Origin of the sequence: Streptomyces sp. NBC_01296 (assembly GCF_035984415.1) — a bacterium.
In the GTDB taxonomy this organism is placed as follows: Bacteria; Actinomycetota; Actinomycetes; order Streptomycetales; family Streptomycetaceae; genus Streptomyces.
This window is the reverse complement of the sequence record NZ_CP130720.1, coordinates 3,282,691-3,304,291: the sequence shown is the minus strand read 5'-3', so window position 1 is coordinate 3,304,291 and position 21,601 is coordinate 3,282,691. Positions and strand designations below refer to the sequence as shown.

Here is a 21,601-nt window from a genome sequence, read left to right as displayed (position 1 = left end):
GGGGCATCAGGGTGCGCGCCGGTACGGAAGGAAACCTTCCGGGAACCGGACCGTGATGTACGGCACCATGGGCGCAATGAGCGAAGAGCTGCCCGCGTACGCGGAGCGGGTGCTGGAGGCGGCCGAGCGGATTCCGCCCGGCCGGGTGATGACGTACGGGGACGTCGCCGAATGGCTCGGTGAGGGCGGACCGCGCCAAGTCGGGCGCGTGATGGCCCTGTACGGGGGAGCGGTGCCCTGGTGGCGGGTGGTCAGGGCGGACGGGCGACCGCTGCCCGGCAGCGAGCACCGGGCCCTGGAGCACTACCGCGCGGAGGCCACCCCGCTGCGTCTGACCGCCGACGGCGAGGCCCGGCTGAACATGCCGCGGGCGCGCTGGGACGGGCTGGAGGAGCGCGCCGCACGGGACGAGGGTCACATCTGACAGCTTCGTCCATGCGGGGCCCGGGCGGGCGGTCGGGCGCCCGTACGGGCGACGGCGCAGGGGACCGGCGAGGGCTGGCGCGGCCTCTGCGCCCCGACCTCGGGGAACTGCGCGGGACCCGCCGGTTGCCGTAGCGTTGCCTCTTCGGCAAGCGCGGCAGCGGCCGTGGAACCCGCAGCGAGCGCCGCAACCGCAGTCACCGCAGACCCACCAGGACCTGGACCGGCACCCCACGTGATCACCTCTCCATCCGACCGCTCCGAGCGGCGGCGTACGCGGACCCCTGACGCGTACCGCCTCGTGCGCACCGGGCCGCAGCGGGTGGATCCCCCTGTTCTGGACGCAGCGCAGCAGGCGGTGGTTGATCACACCGGCGGACCGCTTCTCGTCCTGGCCGGACCGGGAACCGGGAAGACGACCACCCTGGTCGAGGCGGCCGCGGCGCGGGTCGAAGCCGGGACGGACCCCGCCCGGATCCTGATCCTCACCTTCAGCCGCAAGGCGGCCGTGGAGCTGCGCGACCGGGCCGCCCTGCGGCTCGGCGGGGCGCGGGCTCCGCAGGCCACCACGTTCCACTCCTTCTGCTACGGACTGGTCCGCGCCCACCAGGACACCGACCTGTTCGCGGATCCGCTGCGCCTGCTGTCCGGGCCGGAGCAGGACGTGACGGTCCGCACCCTGCTGGAGGGCCAGCGCCACATCCGGTCCATCCGCTGGCCGGACGACCTGAGGGCCGCGCTGACCACGCGCGGCTTCGCGGACGAGGTCCGCGCGGTGCTCGCCCGCGCCCGCGAGCTGGGCCTCGGCCCGACGGCGCTGGACGCGTTCGCGACCCGGCTGGGCCGCCCGGACTGGAAGGCGGCGGCCGCGTTCCTCTCCGAGTACCTGGACGTCCTCGACATGCAGGGCACGCTGGACTACGCGGAGCTCGTGCACCGAGCGGTCCTGTTGGCGGAGCGGACCCCCTCCCTGGCCCTGTCCTACGACGTGATCTACGTGGACGAGTACCAGGACACGGACGCCTCCCAGCTGCGCCTGCTGCGGGCCCTGGCCGGGCCGGCGGGCACGCTGGTCGCGTTCGGCGACCCGGACCAGTCGATCTACGCCTTCCGCGGCGCCGACATCAACAACATCCTGGACTTCGAGGGCTCCTTCCCGGGCGCGGCCGTGCACGCCCTGACGGTGGCCCGCCGCTCGGGCGCCGGCCTCCTCGCGGCGACCCGGCTGCTGACGTCCCGGATGCCGGTCCCGCGCCTCCCGTCGGCAGCGGTCCGCGCCCACCGCGCCCTGACCTCGGTCCGGGAGGGCGGCGGGGCGGAGGTGTTCACGTACCCCACGGCCGGGGCCGAGCTGGACAACATCGCGGACATCCTGCGCCGGGCGCACCTCGAGGACGGTGTGCCGTGGCAGGACATGGCCGTCCTGGTCCGCGCCGGCGGCCGCACCCTCCCGGCGATGCGCCGAGCCCTGATCGCGGCGGGAGTCCCGGCGGAAACGGGCGGCTCGGACACCCCCCTCCGCCACGAACCGGCGATCACCCCCCTCCTCACGGCCCTCCGCACGGCCGCCACCCCGGCCACCCCCGACCACGAGCCCGCAGCGGTCCCCGTCCCGGCCCCGGCCCCCGCGGACACGGCCGACCCCGCCCTGCCCGGCCACGCCGTCGACCCGGACTCCGAGCCCGCCGCAGGCGAGGGCAGCGACCCCGGGTCCGAGCCCGCCGCAGGCGACGGCAGCCACGCCGTCCCCGAGCCCGCCGCAGGCGAAGGGTGGGTCGGGGTCGAGGCGGCGCTCGCGCTGCTGAGCTCGCCGCTCGGCGGGATGGACGCCGCCGATCTGCGGCGGCTCGGGCGGGCCCTGCGCGACGAGGAGCGGGCCGCCGGCATCAAGGTGCCGGCCCCGTCCGACGTCCTGCTCGCCCGCGCCCTCGCCGAGCCGGAACGGCTCACCGCCCACGACCCCGCGTACTCCCGCGGCGCGCAGCGCCTCGGACTGCTCCTGCGCAAGGCCCGCGAGCTCCTCCAGGGCGGCGGCACCGCCGAAGAGGCCCTGTGGACCCTCTGGGAGGGCACCCCCTGGCCCCAGCGCCTGGAGCGGGGCGCCCGCCGCGGCGGCGCGGCCGGCCGCAACGCCGACCGCGACCTCGACGCCGTCTGCGCGCTCTTCGACACCGCCGCCCGCGCCGAGGAGCGCACCGGCGGCCGTGGCGCCCTCAACTTCCTCGAACAGCTCGAGGCCGAGGACATCGCCGCCGACACCCTCACCACCCGCGCCACCCGCTCCGAGGCCGTCCGCCTCATGACCGCCCACCGTTCCAAGGGCCTGGAGTGGCGACTCGTCGTCGTGGCCGGCGTACAGGAGGGGCTCTGGCCCGACCTGCGCCGCCGCGGCTCCCTCCTCGAAGCCGACCGCATCGGCCGGGGCGGCCTGGCCGAGCCCCTCACCCCCGGCGCGCTCCTCGCCGAGGAGCGCCGCCTCTTCTACGTCGCCGCCACCCGCGCCCGCGACCGCCTCGTCGTCACCGCCGTCAAGGCCCCCGCCGAGGACGGCGACCAGCCCTCCCGCTTCCTCACCGAGCTCGGCGTCACCCCCAAGGACGTCACCGGCCGCCCCCGCCGCCCCCTCGCCGTCCCCGCGCTCGTCGCCGAGCTGCGTGCCACCACCGTCGACCCCGACGCCTCGCCCGCACTCCGCGACGCCGCAGCCCGCCGGCTCGCCCGCCTCGCCGCGCTCACCGACGAGGACGACCGCCCGCTGGTCCCCGCCGCGCACCCGCAGCGCTGGTGGGGGCTGTACGAGCCCACCCGCAGCAGCGTCCCGCTGCGCGACCGGGACCGGCCCGTCGCCCTCTCCGGCAGCGCCCTGGACCAGCTCGCCAACACCTGCTCCCTCCAGTGGTTCCTGGGCCGCGAGGTCAAGGCCGACGCGCCCTCCACCGCCGCCCAGGGCTTCGGCAACGTCGTCCACGTCCTGGCCGACGAGGTCGCCTCCGGCCGCACCCCCGCCGACCTCGCCGTCCTGATGGAACGCCTCGATTCCGTCTGGGACGCCCTCGCCTTCGACGCCCCCTGGAAATCCCGCCAGGAGAAGGACAACGCCCGCGCCGCCCTGGAGCGCTTCCTGCGCTGGCACACCACCGACCGCGCGGGCAGGGCGGCCGTGGCCACGGAGCACGCGTTCGACGTCACGCTCGAAGCGGGCGACTACGCCGTCCGGATCCGGGGTTCCATGGACAGGGTCGAATCGGACCCCCAGGGGCGTGCGTACGTCGTCGATTTCAAGACCGGCAAGGCCGCGCCCACGAAGGACGAGGTCGCACGGCACCCCCAGCTCGCCGTGTACCAGCTCGCCGTTCGCGAAGGCGCCGTCGACGAGGTCTTCGACGGGCTGCGCCCCGAAGCGGGCGGCGCCGAGCTGGTGCAGCTGCGCCAGGGTGCCGCCGTACGGGACGGGGGCGACGCGGTGCCCAAGATCCAGGCGCAGCAGCCGCTGAACGGCGAATGGGTCGGGGACCTGCTCGCCACCGCCGCCGGCCGGGTCCTGGACGAGCGCTTCGCGCCCGCCGCCGGCAAGCACTGCGACCACTGTTCCTTCCGCAGCTCGTGCAGCGCCCGCCCGGAGGGCCGCCAGACGGTGGAGTGAGTCACACGGCCGAAGCCGCCGGGCCCGCGGTCAGCGGCCCGCGACGGACCGGCCGGTGAGACGGCGGGCGGGAGTGTCCGTGGGTCCGGCTAGCCTCTTCACGTGTCCGCGCGTCCGTCCGTCCTCACCGACCCCGAGCAGCTCAAGGAGCTCCTCGGCATCCCCTTCACGCCCGAACAGCTGGCCTGCATCACCGCCCCGGCCGCCCCGCAGGTCATCGTGGCCGGCGCCGGCTCGGGCAAGACCACGGTCATGGCCGCCCGCGTGGTCTGGCTGGTCGGCACCGGAGCGGTCGCGCCCGAGCAGGTCCTCGGCCTGACCTTCACCAACAAGGCCGCCGGCGAGCTCGCCGAGCGCGTGCGCAAGGCCCTCGCGCGGGCCGGCATCAACGACCCGGACCCTTCCCCGGCCGAGGCCGACGCGGCCGGCGGCGAGCCGCGCATCTCCACGTACCACGCCTTCGCCGGCCAGCTCCTGAAGGACCACGGCCTGCGCATCGGCCTGGAGCCCAGCGCCCGGCTGCTCGCCGACGCCACCCGCTTCCAGCTCGCCGCGCGCGTGCTGCGCGAGGCCCCCGGCCCGTACCCGGCGCTCACCAAATCCGTCCCCGACCTGGTCAGCGACCTGCTCGCGCTCGACGGCGAACTCTCCGAGCACCTGGTCACCCCGGCCGAACTGCGCGCGTACGACACGGAGCTCCTCGACACCCTCGCCACCACCAGGCTCAGCAACGAGGACCTGCGCAAGGTCCCCGAGGCCGTGCGCGGCCGCCTCGAACTGCTGGAGCTGACCGAGCGCTACCGCGCCGCCAAACGCTCCCGCGACCTGCTCGACTTCAGCGACCAGATAGCCCTTTCCGCGCAGCTCGCCACCACCCGGCCCGAGGTCGGGGCGCTGCTGCGCGAGGAGTTCCGGGTGGTCCTGCTCGACGAGTACCAGGACACCTCCGTGGCCCAGCGGCTCCTGCTGTCCGGCCTGTTCGGCGGCGGCAGCGGGCACGCCGTGACCGCCGTCGGCGACCCCTGCCAGGCGATCTACGGCTGGCGCGGTGCGTCCGTGGCCAACCTGGACGACTTCCCCGAGCACTTCCCGCACGCCGACGGCAGCCCCGCCACCCGGTTCTCGCTGAGCGAGAACCGGCGCAGCGGCGGCCGCCTCCTCGACCTGGCCAACGGCCTGGCCGCCCCGCTGCGGTCCATGCACGAGGGCGTCGAAGCGCTGCGCGCGGCGCCGGGAGAGGAGCAGGCCGGCACGGTCCGCTGCGCCCTGCTGAACACGCACGCCGAGGAGCTGGAGTGGCTCGCGGACTCGGTCGCGCACCTGGTCCGTACGGGGACGGAGCCGCGCGAGATCGCGGTGCTGTGCCGGTCCGCGCGGGACTTCGCGCAGATTCAGGCCGTGCTGGTGGCCCGGGACGTGCCGGTGGAGGTCGTCGGGCTGTCGGGGCTGCTGCACCTCCCGGAGGTCGCGGACCTGGTCGCGGTGTGCGAGGTGCTCCAGGACCCGGGGGCCAACGCCTCCCTGGTCCGGCTCCTCATCGGCCCCCGCTGGCGGATCGGCGCCCGCGACCTGGCGCTGCTGGGGCGCCGGGCGCGGCAGCTGATCGGCCGCGCGCCGGGTGAGGTGGACCCGGACGAGCGCCTCGCGGCGGCGGTGGAGGGCGTGGACCCGGCGGAGATCGTCTCGCTGGCGGACGCGCTGGAGACGTTCCTGGACGGGTCCGGGTCCGGGTCCGGGCCCAGGTCCGGGTCGGGGTCGTCCGCGGACGAGCTCCCCTTCTCCGCGGCGGCCCGGGTCCGCTTCGCGCACCTGGCCCAGGAGCTGCGCGATCTGCGGCGTTCGCTCGCCGACCCGCTGATGGACGTACTGCACCGGGTGCTGGCCGCGACCGGCCTGGACGTGGAGCTGTCGGCTTCGCCGCACGCGCTGGCGGCCCGGCGCCGCGAATCGCTGTCCGGCTTCCTGGACGTCGCGGCGGGCTTCGCGTCGCTGGACGGCGAGGCGTCCCTGCTGGCCTTCCTCGGCTTCCTGCGCACGGCGGTCCAGTACGAGAAGGGCCTGGACCACGCCCTGCCCGGCGGGGAGAACACGGTGAAGGTGCTCACCGCCCACAAGTCCAAGGGGCTGGAGTGGGACGTGGTGGTCGTTCCGGACCTGTGCGCGGGCTCGTTCCCGAAGGAGAAGGCCCCGGAGCCGTGGACCTCGTACGCCAAGGTCCTGCCGTACGGCCTGCGCGGCGACGCGGACACCCTCCCGGCCGATCCGGCGTGGACCTCGGCAGGCCTGAAGTCCTTCAAGGCCGCGCTGAAGGAGCACAAGGCGGTGGAGGAACTCCGCCTGGGCTACGTGACGTTCACCCGCCCGCGCTCGCTCCTCCTGGCCTCGGCGCACTGGTGGGGCCCGACGCAGAAGAAGCGCCGCGGCCCGTCGCCCTTCCTGTCCTCGCTCCACGACCACTGCGTGGCGGGCCACGGCGAGATCGAAGCCTGGGCGGAGGAACCGGATCCGGACGCGGAGAACCCGTCCCTCGCCACGGAGTCCACCCCGGACCGGTCCTGGCCGCTGCCCCTCGACCCGGACTCGCTGGTCCTGCGCCGCGCGGCGGCGGCCCTGGTCGAGTCCCACCTGGCCGCCCCGGCCCCGGACCCCTACGTCTGGCCCCCGCACTGCGAGGACCCGTCGTACGCGGACGAGCCGGCCCCGGAGGACCTCTGGGCGCCGGACGAGGCCTTCGCCGCCGGCGCGGTGGTGCCGCATGCCCGAACCGAGGCGGGCTCCGGGGCGCCGTTCGGCGACGACGTCCGGCCTGATGACGACCCCCGGGGTGCCGACCCGTACGACGACGACCTCTGGCCGGACGGCGACGACTGGGGCGCCGGCGACCCCTGGCAGGAGCCCCCGGGCCCGCCCGGGGACCGGGGACACGGCCAGGGCCCCGGGCCCGGCTCGGCCGTGGCCCGTACGGTCCGCGGCGAAGCCCCCGCACACGGAGCTCCCGCACGCGGAGCCCGGCGCACTGCGGCAGCAGCCGGCCTCACGTCCGAGGAGGCACGGGCCATCGCCTCCTGGGACCGGGATCTCGATGCCCTCGAGGGCGAGCTCCGGCGTGCCCGCGCCGCCGTGCGCGACGTCGAGCTCCCGGCCGCCCTCTCCGCCAGCCAGCTCCTGCGCCTCGCCGCGGACGAGCAGGGCTTCGCCCGCGACCTCGCCCGCCCCATGCCCAAGCCCCCGCAGCCCGCGGCACGCCAGGGCACGCGCTTCCACGCCTGGGTCGAGTCCCGGTTCGACGAGCTCCCGCTGCCGCTCCTGGACGTCCTCGACCCCGCCACCGAGCTGCCCGGCTCCGATCAGGAGATCGCCGACGAGGCCGACCTCGACTCCCTCAAGGCCGCCTTCGAGCGCAGCGAGTACGCCGAGCGCACCCCCCACCGCATGGAGGTCCCGGTCCAGCTCACCCTCGCCGGCCGCGTCATCCGTGGCCGGATCGACGCCGTGTACCGCCATCACGACGACGGGTACGAGATCGTCGACTGGAAGACCGGCCGCACCACCGAGGCCGACCCCCTCCAGCTCGCCGTCTACCGCCTGGCCTGGGCGGAAGCCACCGGCACGCCCCTCGACCGGGTCTCCGCCGCCTTCCTGCACGTCCGCAGCGGCCGCGTGGTCCGGCCCCGCAACCTCCCCGACCGGGCCCGTCTTGAGCGGATCCTCCAAGGCAAACCGGACACGGACAGTGACCGGCAACCCGACAGTTAGGCTCATAGGCATGAGCGATACCCCGGCGGACAGCGTCGTCCGCACGTACATCGAGGCCCACCGCGCCGCCTTCCTCGACGATCTCGCCGAGTGGCTGCGCATTCCCTCCGTCTCGGCCCAGCCCGAGCACGCGGACGACGTACGTCGCAGCGCCGAATGGCTCGCCGCCAAGCTCAAGGAGACCGGCTTCCCGGTCACGGAGGTCTGGCAGACCCCCGGCGCGCCCGCCGTCTTCGCCGAGTGGCCGAGCGCGGACCCGGACGCCCCGACCGTCCTCGTCTACGGGCACCACGACGTGCAGCCCGCCGCGGTCGCCGACGGCTGGCACACCGACCCGTTCGAGCCCGTCGTCAAGGACGGCCGGATGTACGCGCGCGGCGCCGCCGACGACAAGGGCCAGGTCTTCTTCCACACCCTCGGCGTACGGGCCCACCTGGCCGCGACCGGCGCCGAGGCCCCGGCCGTGCACCTCAAGCTGATCGTCGAGGGCGAGGAGGAATCGGGCTCCCCGAACTTCCGTGCCCTGGTCGAGCGCGAGGCGGAGCGCCTCGCCGCCGACGTCGTGATCGTCTCCGACACCGGCATGTGGTCCGAGACCACGCCCACCGTCTGCACCGGCATGCGCGGCGTCGCCGACTGCGAGATCGACCTCCACGGGCCCGACCAGGACATCCACTCCGGCGCCTTCGGCGGGGCCGTGCCCAACCCGGCCACCGTCGCCGCCCGCCTGGTCGCGGCGCTGCACGACGCCGACGAGCGGGTCACGATCCCCGGCTTCTACGACAACATCGCCGAGCTCACGGACGAGGAGCGGGCGCTGATCGCCGAGCTGCCGTTCGACGAGTCGCAGTGGCTGCGTACGGCCAAGTCGCACGCGGCCGCGGGCGAGAAGGGCTACTCCACCCTGGAGCGGGTCTGGGCCCGCCCGACCGCCGAGGTCAACGGCATCGGCGGCGGCTACCAGGGCCCCGGCGGCAAGACCATCGTGCCCGCCTCCGCCCACCTGAAGCTGTCGTTCCGCCTGGTGTCCGGGCAGGACCCCTACGAGGTCGAGGCGGCAGTCCGGGACTGGGTCGCCGCCCGGATCCCGGACGGGATCCGGCACTCCATCGTCTTCGGCGCCCCCACCCGGCCGTGCCTGACGCCGCTGGACCACCCGGCGCTGCAGTCCGTCGTACGGGCCATGGGCCGCGCCTTCGGCGAGAAGGTCCGCTTCACCCGCGAGGGCGGCTCGGGACCCGCGGCGGACCTCCAGGACGTACTGGCCGCGCCCGTCCTGTTCCTCGGCATCTCCGTGCCGTCCGACGGCTGGCACTCGCCGAACGAGAAGGTCGAGCTGGACCTGCTCCTCAAGGGCGTCGAGACGGCCGCCTACCTGTGGGGCGACCTGGCCGCCGACCACCGGAAGCCCGCCTGACGCAAGCACGCACCACCGCACCGCACCGCACGCACGCACCGCACGCACCGCACGCATCGCACGTACCGAGTCAAGAGTCACGAGTCACTGAGCCTGCCTGTCCCACCACCGGGGGAGTTGGAAGTACCTGTGAGCACCCATACCGAGCAGCCGATCTCGCTCACCGCGCCCAGCGGAATCGACCGCGCCGCGCACCACCGCCTCGACGAGGCCTGGCTCGCCGCCGCCTGGAGCCACCCGACGACCCGCGTGTTCGTCGTCTCCGGCGGCCAGGTCCTGATCGACGACACCCCCGACGGGGAGACCGGGATCGTGATGACCCCGGCCTTCGAGGCCCCCGTCACCGAGACGCACCGCTACTTCCTCGGCACCGACGAGGACGGCGTACGGTACTTCGCGCTCCAGAAGGACGCGCTGCCGGGCCGGATGGACCAGTCGGCCCGCGCGGCCGGCCTGCGGGAGGCCGGACTGCTGCTGTCCCCGCGCGACGCCGGGCTGATGGTGCACGCGGTGGCCCTGGAGAACTGGCAGCGGATGCACCGGTTCTGCTCCCGCTGCGGCGAGCGCACGGTGGTCGCGGCCGCCGGGCACATCCGCCGCTGCCCGGGCTGCGGCGCCGAGCACTACCCGCGCACCGACCCGGCGGTGATCATGCTCGTCACCGACGAGCAGGACCGCGCGCTGCTGGGCCGCCAGGTGCACTGGCCGGAGGGGCGTTTCTCGACGCTGGCCGGGTTCGTGGAGCCGGGCGAGTCGATCGAGCAGTCGGTCGTGCGCGAGGTGTGGGAGGAGGCGGGCGTCCGCATCGGCGAGGTCGAGTACGTCGCCAGCCAGCCCTGGCCGTTCCCGTACAGCCTGATGCTGGGCTTCACGGCGCGCGCCACCACCACGGAGATCACGGTCGACGGCGAGGAGATCCAGGAGGCCCGCTGGTTCTCCCGCGAGGAGCTGCGCGCGGCGTTCGAGTCGGGCGCGATGGTGCCCCCGTCGGGGATCTCCATCGCGGCCCGCCTGGTCGAGCGCTGGTACGGAGAGCCGCTGCCGCGCCCGCTCGCGTGAGGCGTAAGCCTTCTCACACGGCAGAAGGCCCCCGCCGTGGCGGGGGCCTTTCTGTTCACGCAGCGCGCTGAGCTGCGACTCAGACGGCGAGGGCCTGCTTGACCTGGGCCAGGCTCGGGTTCGTCATCACGGCCTCGGTGCCGGCCGGAGACACCACGAGGACGGTCGGAACCGTCTGGTTGCCGCCGTTCGCCTTCTCGACGAACGCCGCGGACTCGGGGTCCAGCTCGATGTTGATCTCGTTGTACGCGATGCCTTCCCGGTCCAGCTGGGTCTTCAGCCGGCGGCAGTAGCCGCACCAGGTCGTGCTGTACATCGTGACGGAACCCGTGTCCTGCATGCTGCGCTCTCCTCTGTGGGGTCTGGGTGGTCCGAGTACTCGAACGTACGGGACCGCGGGGCCATTCCCGCACCCGCGGTACGGCTGCTACGTCAAGTACGTCACGTGCGTCAAGGGGGCCGGTACGACGAATGCCCGCACCTGTGGACAAGTTTCCCGTGCGCCCCTGGAGACCTGGCAGCATGGCGGGGTGACATCAGCAACGCACCTCTCATCCTTCCCTGCCGGAGCCGACTCGGCCGACGCGGTGCTCCTGGGCCTGGACCCGGAGCAGCGCGAGGTCGCGACGACCCTGCGCGGGCCGGTGTGCGTGCTGGCGGGCGCGGGGACGGGCAAGACCCGGGCGATCACCCACCGCATCGCCTACGGGGTCCGCTCCGGCCAGCTGATGCCGGCCAGCGTGCTGGCCGTCACGTTCACCAACCGCGCCGCCGGCGAGATGCGCGGCCGCCTGCGCTCCCTCGGCGCGGGCGGGGTGCAGGCGCGGACGTTCCACTCCGCTGCCCTGCGCCAGCTCCACTACTTCTGGCCCAAGGCGATCGGCGGCGAGATGCCCCGGCTCGTCGAGCGCAAGGTCCAACTGGTCGCCGAGGCGGGCGCGCGCTGCCGCATCCGGCTCGACCGGGGCGAGCTGCGCGATGTCACCGCCGAGATCGAGTGGGCGAAGGTCACCCAGACCGTGCCCTCCGACTATCCGGCGGCCGCCCTCAAGTCGGGCCGCGAAGCCCCCCGGGACATGGCGGAGATCGCCCAGATCTACGGGACGTACGAGCAGCTCAAGCGCGACCGCGGCATGATCGACTTCGAGGACGTGCTGCTGCTCACGGTCGGCATCCTCCAGGACCGCCACGACATCGCGGAACAGATCCGCACCCAGTACCAGCACTTCGTGGTGGACGAGTACCAGGACGTCAGCCCGCTCCAGCAGCGGCTGCTGGACCTGTGGCTCGGCGAGCGCGACAGTCTCTGCGTCGTCGGCGACGCCAGCCAGACGATCTACTCCTTCACCGGGGCCACCCCGGACCACCTGCTGAACTTCCGCACCCGCTACCCGCAGTCCACCCTGGTCAAGCTGGTCCGGGACTACCGCTCCACCCCCCAGGTGGTCCACCTCGCGAACGGGCTCCTCGCCCAGGCCAAGGGCCGCGCCGCCGAACACCGCCTCGAACTGGTCTCCCAGCGCGAGCCCGGCCCCGACCCGGTCTACGCCGAGTACCCCGACGAGCCCGCCGAGGCCGAGGGTGTCGCCCTGCGGATCCGGAACCTGATCGCGGCGGGCGTCCCGGCCGGCGAGATCGCCGTGCTCTACCGCATCAACGCCCAGTCCGAGGTCTACGAGCAGGCCCTCGCCGACGCCGGGGTCCCGTACCAGCTGCGCGGAGCCGAGCGCTTCTTCGAGCGGGGCGAGGTGCAGAAGGCGATCCTCGCCCTGCGCGGCGCCGCCCGTTCCGGCGGCAACGACCCGCTGCTCGAGGACGTCGTCGAACTCGGCTCCCAGGTCCGGGCCGTGCTCAGCTCCACCGGCTGGACCAGCGAGCCGCCCGCAGGCTCCGGCGCGGTCCGCGACCAGTGGGAGTCCGTGGCCGCCCTGGTCCGGCTCGCCGAGGACTTCGCCCGGAGCCGGCCCGGGGCCACCCTGGCGGACCTGACGGTCGAGCTGGACGAGCGCCGGGCCGCCCAGCACGCCCCGACCGTCCAGGGCGTCACCCTCGCCTCGCTGCATGCGGCGAAGGGCCTGGAGTGGGACGCGGTGTTCCTCGTCGGTCTGACCGACGGCATGGTGCCGATCACGTACGCCAAGACCGACGAGCAGGTGGAGGAGGAGCGCCGGCTGCTCTATGTCGGCGTCACGCGGGCGCGGCTGCACCTGACGCTGTCCTGGGCGCTCTCCCGGGCTCCGGGCGGCCGCGCCTCCCGACGCCCCAGCCGCTTCCTGAACGGGCTGCGGCCGGGCTCTGCGGCCCCGGGCGGCAGAGCGGGCGCCGCGGGCGCCTCGGCCGAGCGGGGGGTCCGCAAGCGGGGCCGCCGCGGCCCGGCGCTGTGCCGGGTGTGCGGCAAGACGCTGACCGAGGCCGGCGAGTTGAAGCTGATGCGCTGCGACGACTGCCCGTCCGACATGGACGAGGGCCTCTACGAGCGGCTGCGGGAGTGGCGCGCGGGCCAGGCGAAGGAGCAGGGGCTGCCCGCGTACTGCGTGTTCACGGACCGGACGCTCGTCGCGATCGCCGAGGCCGCACCGTCCGAGGAGGGCGAGCTCTCGATGATCTCTGGAGTCGGCGGCCGCAAGCTCGACCGGTACGGAGCCGACGTGTTGGCGATCTGCGCAGGTCAGGAGCCTGGGGGCGCGGATGCTGACGACGCGTAGAAACTCGTCGGAAAAATAGTTTGCACATGCCCAGCGAATCCCCATAGGTTCTTAGCAACGGAAACGGTGGCTTCTCCGAAGCTCCGGATCCGTGCTGTACTTATCCGAATACGCATGGGACAGGCCCCCGGGCCCCGTCCCCGAGACGCCGAGAGGAGGCGAGACCAGTGACCAGCTTCATCACCAGCACCAAAATGACCGATCGCTCGGTCGCCGCTTCCTGCATGCTCGGCTCCTCCTCGCTCCTCCCGCTCCTGGGTACCGGTCTGTCTGCGATGTGCGCTGACAGCCGCGCCCTGCTGGCCGCACCCGCCGTGCGTCTTGTGAGCGAGCGGAATGAGCGACCGACCCAGGCACCGGTGGCAGTACTGGAAGCCCAGGCGCATGGCGCCTATGGGATTGCGGCCGCAGCCGGTGCCGGATCCCAGACGAAGCAGACGACGCAGACGAAGCAGCAGCACCACCTGATGTGGGCCTTCCGTGGGCTCGAACCCTGGAGTGATCCAGCCTGATTCCAAGATCAGGCCGGCGCCTTCAGGGCCGCGGAACCCCACCCGGGATCCGCGGCCCTTCTGTTTGTCCCCGAACGGGGACGACGGCACGAAGGAGCCTCGGGACTGGCAAGACCAGTCGGTGTGAGACGTAGCCCAGCCGCCCCCGGCCGAACCCGGCCGGAACGACTAGCCAAACAAGACGAGGAAGAAAACACCGTGCAACTCGAAGCGCACGCCCCGTCCGTATCGCAGACCCAGACGATCTCCCCGCCCGCAGTCCCGGAGGACTCCACCTTGACTCCCCTCACCGCGCTGACCGCGCTCGACGACGCCATCGAGAACCTCGGCGTACCCGTCGCCTGCCGTACCTACGACCCCGAGGTCTTCTTCGCCGAGTCCCCGGCGGACGTCGAGTACGCCAAGTCCCTGTGCGCCACCTGCCCGCTGGTCGAGGCCTGCCTCGCCGGTGCGCTCGAGCGCCGCGAGCCCTGGGGCGTCTGGGGTGGCGAGCTGTTCGTCCAGGGTGTCGTCGTAGCCCGGAAGCGCCCCCGTGGCCGTCCGCGCAAGAACCCGGTTGTTGCGGCATGACCGCCATCGGAACCATCGACCGCCCCGTGACGCACGACCCCTTGAAGCAGGCCTCCATGACCGCCCACACGACGAGCGAGCAGCCGTACGGCTCCGCCACCGCAGACTTCATCACCGCCGGCGCGATCACCTCGCGTCAGAACAGGACCCGTGAAATGCAACTCATCCCAGAAGCCCTGGCTCGTGCCCATATGGACGACCGCATGCGTGAGGTCGACGCCGAGCGTCAGGCCCTGCGCCTGGTCGCCGCCCGCCGCATGCAGCGGCGAGCCGAGCGCGTCTCGCTGCGCGCCCGGCGAGCGCTGGCCATGGCCGTCATGCACTGATCAGCCGCTGAACTGCCGCTGACCAGCGGCGCAGCAGCGTACGGGGGACCGGTCCGAACGGACCGGTCCCCCCGGTGCGTTGCGGACGGTTCTCCGTGCCTTGCGGAGATATCGTCTGGAGGTGGACCAGCCGAATCCCCACCCCGCCCCGTCGGGACCCGAGGCCCAGCCCGTCGTCTGCGCGCGCTGCGGCAAGAAGGCCCCCGACGGCGCCCCGCCCACCTGGACCTGCTCGGTGGAGAACGGGACCAGACAGTACTTCTGCGTCGACTGCGCGCGGGCCAACCTCAGGGCGATCGAGGGCCGCCTCGATTCGTCCTGGTGGTGACCTGGGGCCCTCAGCCCCGGGCCCGTTGGGCCCGGGTCCGAAGGCTCACTCCTCGGGCAGGAACCCCGGGAGCCAGGAGTCCAGTTCGCTCCGCAGCCGTACCGTCGCGCCCAGCTGGCAGAGCACCCCGATGGTGCTCAGCGTCACCCGGTGGATCAGCAGGTACGAGGGCGGCAGATTGATCTGCCGGCTCAACTGGTGTGCGGGGGAGCGGGGATCGGCGATCCGGGCCGCCTGACCGCGCAGCCACGGCCGCGTGAAGGTGAACTCCTCGGCCTGGGCGGGCTCGATGATGGGCAGCAGGTAGTCCAGCACCGCCTCCGGGTCCAGTTCGATGGACTCCTTCACGAACCCCTCGGCGCACAGGTGCCCGTATATCCCCTCGGCGTCGCCCTCGAGCGTCATCCGCAGCGACGTGCCGATGGGCTTGGGCCAGCCGCCGGGCAGCCGGTCGACGGTGCCGAAGTCCAGCACGCCGAGGCGCATCCGGCCGTCCGCCCCCGTCAGCAGCCGGAAGTTGCCCGGGTGCGGATCGGCGTGCAGCAGCCCGGTACGCGCGGGCCCCGAGAACAGGAATCGGGCCAGCAGCTGACCGGCGCCGTTGCGCTCCTCCTCGGTGCCGTCCGCTATCACCTCCGACAGCGGGGTCCCCTCCATCCACTCGGTCACCAGCACCTGGTCGCCCTGGTGCACGACGTCCGGTACGACCACGTCCTCGTCGCCCTCGAACGCGTCCGCGTGGATCCGCTGGGCCTCGGCCTCGAGCTCGTAGTCCAGCTCCTCCGCGACCCGGTCCCGCAACTCCTTGATCAGCGGCTTGACGTCCATGCCGGGAATCAGCGGCCCCAGCAGCCCCGCGAACCGCCCCAGTTGCCTCAGGTCCGACAGCAGCGCCTCACCGGCCCCCGGGTACTGCACCTTCACGGCGACCTGGCGGCCGTCGTGCCACACCGCCCGGTGCACCTGCCCGATCGAGGCGGCCGCGGCCGGCTTGTCCTCGAACTCCTCGAACAGATCGCGCCAGTCGGCGCCCAGCCGGTCCGCCAGTACCTGGTGCACCGTCTCGGCCGGCAGCGGCGGGGCCGCCTCCTGAAGCTTGGTCAGCGCCGCCCGGTACGGCCCGGCGACCTCCTCGGGGAGGGCCGACTCGAAGACCGAGAGCGCCTGCCCGAACTTCATGGCACCGCCCTTCAACTCCCCGAGCGTGCGGAACAGCTGCTCGGCGGTCCGCTGCTGGAGCTCGCGCGCCACGATCTCCGCGGACTTGCCCCCGATCCGCTTCCCCAGCCCCCAGGTGACCCGGCCCGCGAAGCCGAGCGGCAGCGCGGCCAGCTTGACGGTACGGGTGACCGCCTTCCGGGGAAGATCAGACATATGCCCCTCCAAGTCCCAGACTGCTGTGCCGCAAGCGGCGGTTCAGGATGACCCCTCGGCCATCCGCATCCTGTCATGGCGTCCCTGCGCCGCCCCGCCCGAGGCGCCCGCCCCGAACCCGGCACCGATCCGGCCATCGCCGGACAGCATCCACCCCCATGGGACAGCATGACCGGACAGCGGATCGAGCGCGGTGAGCGGGTGCCGGGGAACGGGACCTTCGGATGCGGGGAACCTCCTCCTCTCCCACTGCCGTGGAGGAGCGGCTCGACGCGCCTTCGCAACCGGCTCCTCATGACCCCACCTCCTGCTCCGCCGGGACCCGGGCCGCGGCACACGGGCAGGCCGGGTGGGGGTGCACAGGGGTCTGTTCCCAATGGAGGCCGGGGAGGGCGGCCTCCCAGCGGGAGGCCGTGGAGGCGGGGAGTTCGCCGTCGAGGAAGGACAGGGCGTGGGCCGCGGCGAGGCCGGCCACCGCCGTGGCCAGGCCCAGGTCGCAGGCCGCGGTGGTCCGGCGGCGGTGCGCCGAGCGCCACTGGACCAGCATCCGGGGCCAGGCCGGGTCCGCCTCGACCCGGTCGCGTTCCATGCAGCCCGCGCACGCCGTGGCACCCGGCAGCACCAGCGGCCCCACCAGCCCGGTGCCCTCCAGCACCCCGGCATACAGATGCGGGGTGCCGGTGGCGATCCAGTCGGCCGCGAGCCCCGGATCCGGGGCCCACGCCTGCAGACCGTCCCGGGGCGCGACCACCACCAGGGACACCCCCGGCTCGGGCCCCTCGTGCTCCGCGGTCCGCGGTGCGCGCCCCGGGGCCGATGTGCGGACCAGTCCGGTCGCGGCCTCGGCCCGCAGCCGGCCGATGCTGCCGGGCCCCAGCCCGCCCGGAGCCACATCCGCCGCCTCCACCCGGCCGCCGTCGAGGACCTCGACCCGGCCCACGCCGGCTCCCGCCAGGACCCCGGCGATCACCCCGCCGACCCGGCCGCTCCCGCGCACCTGGACCCGTATGGCCCGGCGGGCCGCGACACCCCGCAAGTCGCCTCCCGGGTCCCGGTGGACCAGCGAGAGCGAGCCCAGATCGGGCCCGAGCCGCTCCAGGGTCTCCGGCCGCTTGCGCACCGCCTGGGCCCGCGGTCCGCCCGCGGTGGCATCGTCCAGCAGCCCGGCCGCCGCCAGCCTCCGCACCAGCGCGTCCACCTGCCCCTCCGGCAGCCCCACGGCCGCCGCCTCCGCGCGCAGCAGCTCCATGCCCCGTGTCCCGTCGATCCGGTCGAGGAGCGATCCCGTCGCCGTGTCCACCGGGCCGAGCACCACCGCATGCGCGGGCGTCACCCCGAACTGCACCGTCTGCAGATCCCGCCACGCCCTCGCCAGCGCCGGCTTCACCTTCGGATACATGGCTTTCCCCCCTCGTACGAACTCCGCCTCATTCCCTTCCTCCGCAGAGTGCCCGCCCGCCGCATTCCGTGCGCGCATTTGTCCACAGGCAAGGGTTATTAGGCATATGAGATGGAGAAAAAGGGCGTTTCCTGTACCGGCTCCGAATCGATCATGTTCGAACCGTGGAGCAGGGCGACTTCCGCGACGGCGAGCGGGTACGGTCTTGGGCGTGTCCGCCGACCCACAGCAGCGCGCCGTCGAAGTCCGCCGGAGCGCGCGCCGCCGCAGGACCGTATCCGCCTACCGTGAGGGTGACCGTACGGTCGTCCTCATCCCTGCCCGGATGTCCGAGGCCGAGGAGCAGCGCTGGGTGGGGGTCATGCTCGACAAGCTGGCCGCGCAGGAGAGCAAGCGAACCCTCGGGGATGCGGAACTCACCGAGCGCGCCGAGCGTTTGTCCGAGCAGTACTTCAGCTCCCGTGCCCGCCCCCGCTCGGTGCGCTGGGTCACCAACCAGAACACCCGCTGGGGCTCCTGCACCCCGGCCGAAGGCAGCATCCGGCTCTCGCACCGCCTCCAGGGGATGCCGGAGTACGTCGTCGACTACGTGCTGCTCCACGAACTCGCCCACCTGCTCGTGCCCGGCCACGGCCCCCGCTTCTGGGAACTGCTCGAGGCCTATCCGCGCACCGAGCGGGCCCGCGGCTACCTCGAGGGAGTGGTCGCCGCCGAGCGCCTCCCCAAGGTCCCGGCGGCCCGCGAGGAATGACCCCGCCCGCGCACCGTCGGGCGCGAACGTATCGATATGTACCGGGTCGGTACCGGCTTGGCCGGATGTCGGCAGATGCAGCTAGCCTGAGCGGCACGCATTTCACTGTCGGGATGGGGGACGGTCGTTACGTATGGCCAGGGAATTCCAACGCGGTCACAAGGCCAGGATCAGCGATCTGACGGCAGGCACCGATCTGTACGTGGGCGTCCAGATCGCCGGCCCCGGACTCGCCTTCGACATCAGCTGCTTCGGCCTCGACGCCAATGAGCAGTTGTCGGACGACCGCTACTTCGTCTTCTACAACCAGCCGAAGTCGCCTGAGGAGTCCATTCAGCAGCTCGGCACGCAGGCCGGCGACACCGAGTCGTTCCGGGTGACGCTGGACCGCGTTCCGGCGAGCATCCACAAGCTGTCCTTCACCGCCACGATCGACGGTGCCGGGCAGATGTCGCAGATCGGCCCGGGCTACATCCGGATCGTGGCCGGCGGCGAGGAAGTCGTCCGGTACTCCTTCACGGGCGCGGAGTTCAGCACCGAGCGCGCGGTGATGCTCGGCGACTTCTACCTCAAGGACGTGTGGCGCTTCGCCGCCGTCGGCCAGGGCTTCGACGGCGGACTCGCCGCACTGCTGAAGAACTTCGGCGGCGAGGTCGCCGAGGAGGACGAGGCGCAGGCCCAGCAGCCGCAGGCCCCCGCCCAGGCCCAGGCCGGCGCCGCGCCGGGATTCGCCGCGCCGCCGCAGGCCGCCGCCCCGGCGCCGTCCTTCGGCGCCCCGGTCCAGGCCCCGCAGGCACCCCAGGCCCCGCAGCCCCCGCACGTCCCGGCCCCCGCGCCCGCCCCGCAGTACCAGCAGCCCGCCGCGCCCGCCCCGGTGCACTCGGCCCCGACCATGGTCGGCCCGCTGACCACCCCGCCGGCCCCCGCGCCGTACGGCCAGCCGCCGCACGCCCCGCAGCCGCCCGGCCCGCCCTCGTACGGCCAGCAGCCGCAGCCCTCGTACGGCCAGGTGCCCGGCTACGGCGGGCAGGTCCCGCCTCCCGCCCCGGCTCCCGCGCCCTACGGCCAGGTCCCCGGCCAGCAGCCGCCCCCGTACGGCCAGGCGCCCGGGCAGATGCCCGGCCCGCAGCCCGGCTACGGCCAGGGCGCCCCGCAGGCTGCCGGCGCCGGCCTCGCCGCCGCCCTCCAGCCGTACAAGGAAGTCCCCACCGGCACCCGCTGGACCGCGCAGAACCAGCAGCTCATGCGGGTCGACCTGGCGATGGGCGGCCAGCCCGTCCTCGCCCGCCAGGGCAGCATGGTCCTCTACCAGGGCAAGGTCGACTTCAGCTACAAGGGCGCCGGCTTCGCCGGCCGCATCGTCGGCAATGCCACCGGCCAGGAGATGCAGCTGATGCGCTGCAGCGGCCGCGGCCAGGTCTTCCTCGCCGAGAACGGCGCGCACCTGCACGCCATCGAGCTCCAGGGCGACGGAATCTGCGTCTCCGCCGAGAGCGTCCTCGCCTTCGACGAGTCCCTCCAGCACGAGGTCCGCCGCATCGAGGGCCACGGCATCCCCGGCGGCGCCCTGTTCACCATGCTGTTCCAGGGCTCGGGCACGGTGATCGTCAAGACGCACGGCACGCCCGTCGTACTGCCCGTCACCCCGACCACCTTCGCCGACAGCAACGCCATCGTCGCGTGGTCCGCGGCCTCCCAGGTGATCGTCTCCAGCCAGGTCCGGCTGCGGCGCAACGCCTACCCCGGCCACAGCGGGGAGACCGTGAACCTCCAGTTCCGCGGCGCTCCCGGCAACTTCATCGTCGTCCAGCCGTACGAGGTCTGAGGGAGCCCGTCATGAACGCAATGAACCAGCAGCTCGCGGGCTACGCCCCCACCCCCGTCACGGCCCGCATGGAGAACCACGGCCGGGCCATGCTCAAGGTCGCCATGCAGAGCGGCCAGGACCTCTTCGCGCGCACCGGATCGATGGTCGCGTACGAGGGCTTCGTCCAGTACGAGCCCAACCCGCCGGCCCTGCGCCAGATGGCCTCGCAGTGGCTCACCGGCGAGGGCGCCCCGCTGATGAAGTGCACCGGCGACGGCCTGCTCTACCTCGCCGACTACGGCGCCGACGTCGTCGTGATCAACCTCAACAACGACGCCCTGTCGGTCAACGGCACCAACCTGCTCGCCTTCGACGCCCACCTCCAGTGGGGCGTCGAACGGGTCAAGGGCATGGCCAAGTTCGCCGGCCAGGGCCTGTTCAACGTGCAGGTCTCCGGCACCGGCTGGGTCGCCATCACCTCCCGCGGCACCCCGATCGTGGTCGACTGCGGCCGCGGCGAGGACGAGACGTACGTCGACCCCGACGCGCTCGTCGCCTGGTCCCCGAACCTCAAGGTGAAGGGCAAGCGCAGCTTCAAGGCCTCGTCGATGATCGGCCGGGGCAGCGGGGAGGCCTACCAGATGGCCTTCTCCGGCCAGGGGATCGTCGTCGTACAGCCCAGCGAGGACAGCACCGACCGGCTCCGGACCCGGGGCTGAGGGGGAGCGGACACATCATGCAGAGCGCACTTTTCGCCCACGCCGAGGCGCAGTCCCAGGAGCGGTACGCCGTCCAGAACCCGCAGCTGCTGCGGGTCACCCTGACCGGCTCCGACGACGTGCTCGCCCGCAAGGGCGCCATGGTCGCCTACCAGGGGATCATCGACTTCGACGGCGAATACCAGAGCACCACCCAGCGCACCGCCCGCGCCCGCACGGGCGAGGGCCTCGACCTGATGCGCTGCTCCGGGCAGGGCACGGTCTACCTGGCCAACCTGGCCCAGTACGTGCACGTCGTGGACGTGGACCAGGACGGCCTCACCGTCGACAGCAGCTACGTGCTGGCCCTGGACTCCACCCTGCACACCGAGGCCATCGCGGTGGACAGCCAGTACGGGATCTCCGGCTCCGGCAAGTACCAGCTCAACATCTCCGGCCGTGGCAAGGTCGCGCTGATGACCTCCGGGCAGCCGCTGATGATGCAGGTCACGCCCGACAAGTACGTCAACGCCGACGCGGACGCCATCGTCGCCTGGTCCACGTCGCTGCGCGTGCAGATGCAGGCCCAGACGCACTCCACCGGCGTGTGGCGGCGGCGCGGCAACACGGGCGAGGGCTGGGAGCTCAGCTTCCTCGGCACCGGCTTCGCGCTGGTGCAGCCGAGCGAGGTGCTGCCGCCGCAGAACACCCAGCTCGGTCAGGGCCTCGCCGCTCAGTACGGCATGGGCCAGCAGGGCGCCCACGCCCAGAACCAGAACAACGCCTGGAACTAGCGCGCCGTACGGCATACGGAAGGGGCGGCTCCGCGGATG

Annotated in this window: 17 protein-coding genes; 14 read left to right on the top strand and 3 right to left on the bottom strand. The window is 73.3% G+C overall.

Annotated features, from left to right (window positions below; all coding sequences use genetic code 11):
* Nucleotides 1–67: 67 nt before the first annotated feature.
* The 5 genes from OG299_RS14635 (at nt 68) to nudC (ending at nt 10,298) form a co-directional block, all read left to right on the top strand.
* A complete protein-coding gene (locus OG299_RS14635; protein WP_327361707.1) occupies nt 68–424 on the top strand; it encodes an MGMT family protein in 357 nt (118 codons plus the stop codon).
* A 237-nt stretch (nt 425–661) separates the two neighbouring features.
* Entirely contained in the window at nt 662–4,066 is a 3,405-nt protein-coding gene (locus OG299_RS14630) for an ATP-dependent helicase (RefSeq protein WP_442817589.1), read from the top strand.
* A gap of 102 nt (nt 4,067–4,168) precedes the next feature.
* Nucleotides 4,169–7,822 carry an ATP-dependent helicase gene (locus tag OG299_RS14625; RefSeq protein WP_327361705.1) on the top strand — a complete coding sequence of 1,218 codons (3,654 nt, stop codon included), beginning with the start codon at nt 4,169–4,171 and terminating at the stop codon, nt 7,820–7,822.
* A 10-nt stretch (nt 7,823–7,832) separates the two neighbouring features.
* The gene (locus OG299_RS14620) at nt 7,833–9,239 is read left to right on the top strand and encodes a dipeptidase (RefSeq protein ID WP_266625720.1); all 1,407 of its coding nucleotides are present in this window, start codon (nt 7,833–7,835) and stop codon (nt 9,237–9,239) included.
* A 117-nt stretch (nt 9,240–9,356) separates the two neighbouring features.
* Entirely contained in the window at nt 9,357–10,298 is a 942-nt protein-coding gene (gene nudC, locus OG299_RS14615; protein WP_266625719.1) for an NAD(+) diphosphatase, read from the top strand.
* 79 nt (nt 10,299–10,377) lie between these two features.
* Here nudC and OG299_RS14610 read toward each other — a convergent pair whose 3' ends face one another.
* Nucleotides 10,378–10,638 carry a mycoredoxin gene (locus tag OG299_RS14610; RefSeq protein ID WP_030291216.1) on the bottom strand — a complete coding sequence of 87 codons (261 nt, stop codon included), beginning with the start codon at nt 10,636–10,638 and terminating at the stop codon, nt 10,378–10,380.
* A 247-nt stretch (nt 10,639–10,885) separates the two neighbouring features.
* On the opposite strand from OG299_RS14610, the gene OG299_RS14605 reads away from it, so the two are divergent.
* The 5 genes from OG299_RS14605 to OG299_RS14585 all read left to right on the top strand — a co-directional run bounded on the left by OG299_RS14605 (nt 10,886) and on the right by OG299_RS14585 (nt 14,739).
* Nucleotides 10,886–13,003 (top strand): ATP-dependent DNA helicase UvrD2, encoded by a 2,118-nt coding sequence (locus OG299_RS14605; RefSeq protein ID WP_406514233.1) that lies wholly within the window; start codon nt 10,886–10,888, stop codon nt 13,001–13,003.
* 167 nt (nt 13,004–13,170) lie between these two features.
* On the top strand, nt 13,171–13,515 hold the full coding sequence (locus OG299_RS14600; protein ID WP_327361704.1) for a hypothetical protein: 345 nt from the start codon (nt 13,171–13,173) through the stop codon (nt 13,513–13,515).
* A 198-nt stretch (nt 13,516–13,713) separates the two neighbouring features.
* On the top strand, nt 13,714–14,085 hold the full coding sequence (locus OG299_RS14595; protein ID WP_266625715.1) for a WhiB family transcriptional regulator: 372 nt from the start codon (nt 13,714–13,716) through the stop codon (nt 14,083–14,085).
* Nucleotides 14,082–14,411, top strand: a complete 330-nt coding sequence (locus OG299_RS14590; RefSeq protein ID WP_053784586.1) for a putative WhiB-interacting protein — start codon at nt 14,082–14,084, stop codon at nt 14,409–14,411. Before OG299_RS14595 ends, OG299_RS14590 begins: the two co-directional genes overlap by 4 nt.
* A gap of 121 nt (nt 14,412–14,532) precedes the next feature.
* Entirely contained in the window at nt 14,533–14,739 is a 207-nt protein-coding gene (locus OG299_RS14585) for a hypothetical protein (RefSeq protein WP_099889587.1), read from the top strand.
* Between the two features lie 45 nt (nt 14,740–14,784).
* Here the strand turns inward: OG299_RS14585 and OG299_RS14580 are convergent, their stop codons facing one another.
* Nucleotides 14,785–16,113: an ABC1 kinase family protein gene (locus OG299_RS14580; RefSeq protein ID WP_327361703.1), complete on the bottom strand. Its 1,329-nt coding sequence runs from the start codon at nt 16,111–16,113 to the stop codon at nt 14,785–14,787.
* 292 nt (nt 16,114–16,405) lie between these two features.
* On the bottom strand, nt 16,406–17,512 hold the full coding sequence (locus OG299_RS14575; RefSeq protein WP_327361702.1) for a ThiF family adenylyltransferase: 1,107 nt from the start codon (nt 17,510–17,512) through the stop codon (nt 16,406–16,408).
* Nucleotides 17,513–17,618: 106 nt separating this feature from the next.
* Between OG299_RS14575 and OG299_RS14570 the strand changes: the two genes are divergently transcribed.
* From OG299_RS14570 to OG299_RS14555, 4 genes are all read left to right on the top strand, one after another.
* Nucleotides 17,619–18,263: a M48 metallopeptidase family protein gene (locus OG299_RS14570; RefSeq protein WP_405700883.1), complete on the top strand. Its 645-nt coding sequence runs from the start codon at nt 17,619–17,621 to the stop codon at nt 18,261–18,263.
* Between the two features lie 133 nt (nt 18,264–18,396).
* Entirely contained in the window at nt 18,397–20,088 is a 1,692-nt protein-coding gene (locus OG299_RS14565) for a TerD family protein (RefSeq protein WP_327361701.1), read from the top strand.
* A 20-nt stretch (nt 20,089–20,108) separates the two neighbouring features.
* Nucleotides 20,109–20,789 carry an AIM24 family protein gene (locus OG299_RS14560; RefSeq protein WP_134074411.1) on the top strand — a complete coding sequence of 227 codons (681 nt, stop codon included), beginning with the start codon at nt 20,109–20,111 and terminating at the stop codon, nt 20,787–20,789.
* A gap of 17 nt (nt 20,790–20,806) precedes the next feature.
* Entirely contained in the window at nt 20,807–21,562 is a 756-nt protein-coding gene (locus OG299_RS14555; RefSeq protein ID WP_327361700.1) for an AIM24 family protein, read from the top strand.
* Nucleotides 21,563–21,601 lie beyond the last annotated feature (39 nt).